The sequence below is a fragment of the Vibrio sp. OPT46 genome, assembly GCF_015163535.1.
Lineage (GTDB): Bacteria > Pseudomonadota > Gammaproteobacteria > Enterobacterales > Vibrionaceae > Vibrio > Vibrio alginolyticus.
Window position 1 is genome coordinate 1 of the sequence record NZ_JADDYG010000448.1, and the last position, 2,123, is coordinate 2,123.

2 protein-coding genes and 1 pseudogene are annotated in these 2,123 nt (G+C 39.5%); all 3 read left to right on the forward strand.

Annotation, left to right across the window (positions count from 1 at the left end; translation table 11 throughout):
• Nucleotides 1-834, forward strand: a pseudogene (locus IQR33_RS19630) (hypothetical protein); the annotation flags it as partial.
• Nucleotides 835-849: 15 nt separating this feature from the next.
• A complete protein-coding gene (locus IQR33_RS19635) occupies nt 850-1,371 on the forward strand; it encodes a hypothetical protein (protein WP_025633985.1) in 522 nt (173 codons plus the stop codon).
• A 74-nt stretch (nt 1,372-1,445) separates the two neighbouring features.
• Nucleotides 1,446-1,757, forward strand: coding sequence for a hypothetical protein (locus IQR33_RS19640; protein WP_025633984.1), 312 nt, complete (start codon nt 1,446-1,448; stop codon nt 1,755-1,757).
• Nucleotides 1,758-2,123: the final 366 nt, after the last annotated feature.

Sequence of the window (2,123 nt, forward strand, 5' to 3'; positions counted from 1 at the left end):
GCAACTATCTTAATGCGTGAGTTCGTAGCGTATACTAGCAAGGGTAAAAACCCTTCGATTGATATCACCCCAAAAGGGATTGAATTGTATAAGGCACTACCTGATTCATATAAAAGCCCTGGTACTACTGCCAAATGGGAACTCAAACTTTCTGACATGAGTAAACTCCCTCAACGAGAAGCAGAAGCAGCGTCTCTGGAATTTATAAACACTCAAATTGAAAATACTGAAAAGCTAATAGGTTTCCTGAATAAAAACCTGTTTGATAAAACACCAAGAGACGGTGTGAATCCTAACATGCCACTTTCAAACCAAACCAAAGATAAACTTCAGAAGCGTTGTAAAGGGCTCGGACTACCAATGCCCAGACAGGCCTTAGCAAGTGAGGCTAAAGCGAGGCAATGGCTACGAGAGCACCCTTGGTTGGTAACTGACGCTATGCGAAGAAAGATTTCACAAATATGCTCTTTCAAAAAGATCCAGCCGCCAGCGCTTAAAATGACTGACTTTGGTAAAGCTCTAGAATTTATAAAAGTTCACGAAGATGATGTCCCAAGTACTCCATCTAAAAAGTTTCTTGATTACGCAAAACAGTTGGAATCGAAGACTGGCCTGAAAATTCCTTCTCAAGCGATTAGTAACGCCAAATTACTATCTAAATATGTAGAAGAGGCAAAACGTATTAAGAAACCAAGTAAAAAGACTATTGCTGCTATTAACGAGCTGGCTAAAAAGCTAAACGTTAGGGTTCCTGCTAGTGAATTAGAAAATGACGAAAGAGCAAAAAACATACTTAGCCGTATGAAAGCAATGATTGCTACAGCATCAAAATAAGGGGTTCAAGTAGATATGATGAATGATATTCTCAAAAGGTATAATATTCTCGAAAAGTATAAACAGGCGTTCCTAACTTCTGACTTTTATAATGACCAAAAAGTTTTAGCACCGGATGATTTAGTCCCGATGATAAGAGGGTTTCTCCATGCTAATGGGGAAGATTTATTAGTGGACAATCACACTAATATCTCTGCGTTCGCCAAGTCAGTCTTTGCGGAGACCAACCAGGAAAAGTTCGAAAGCTTCTTAACCGAACTAAAGTTACTTGTAGACGAGCTTAATTTAGACTTTAGAGGTTCTGCCGACATACCTAACTATGACAATCTCTCTATTACGCTTAGCTTCGACACAGCAAGCGAAGACCAGATTGATAGATTGATCCGTTTCGTCAGAAATAACCTCACGAATAATTTCCGAGCATCAGGCCAATACCCTTTAGCTGTATGGAAAGCTTTCATTATCTCCTCAGATTGCTGGTCGGTAGAGTTCCGATTCTCACCGAGATGGGAATTTAAAGAAGATATCCAAGGATAGAAGATTTAGAGTTAATGGTGTTAAATGCTGGAGGACATTATCAGTATTGGCAAATCAACTAACTAGGAAGATCTATGCACAAGGTGACTACGATATTAAAAACAAACATTGGGAACGTGGAAGGTTACTTAGATGAGAGCGGTAGCCTGTTTATTCTGAACCCGCCTAAGATTGAAAATCGCAAGCTTGCTCACTTCCTCCCAACACCTTCACAACGTTCAAAAGATGATGTGGAACAAAACCCGAATAACTACCTAAAGGTCGAGGAACCGAGTGAGTTCGAAGGGGTTTGGGAAGTGAGTGGACCAAATGTAGGAAAAGGGGATGCGTTCACACCTTATCCTTTTATGTTTAAGAGAGTAAGCCCCCCATCTGAAGGTAGTTAATACGGCACAACTATATTTTGGGTGGTTTCTTAATTGTCAAGATAAATATTTTTAGGTGCGGTTATTTCTAAATCGAATTAACAAACCGTAATTTGGACTTATAGACAGGGTCTTATTCAGTTAGTTAGTGTTCACTGACTGATATTTTGAATTTTGCTATTTATCCACAAATGATCCTCGAACTGCACCTTGATAAACTTTTTTTATCGCACTATCTTGATACCCGTGAGCTCAAGTAGTTCAGTGCATGGAAGCAAATAGTAGCTGTAGCAAATAGTAGCTGTGCTTAGTTTCTTTCGTGATATTAAACTGGAGCTCAAAATCACTTAAACCCCACCATAGGCAGGGTTTAAGAGAGAAGCCAAA

Coding starts and splice junctions, on each gene's coding strand:
- IQR33_RS19635 (WP_025633985.1), top strand. CDS start 850: ATGATGAATGATATTCTCAAAAGGTATAATATTCTCGAAAAGTATAAA.
- IQR33_RS19640 (WP_025633984.1), top strand. CDS start 1,446: ATGCACAAGGTGACTACGATATTAAAAACAAACATTGGGAACGTGGAA.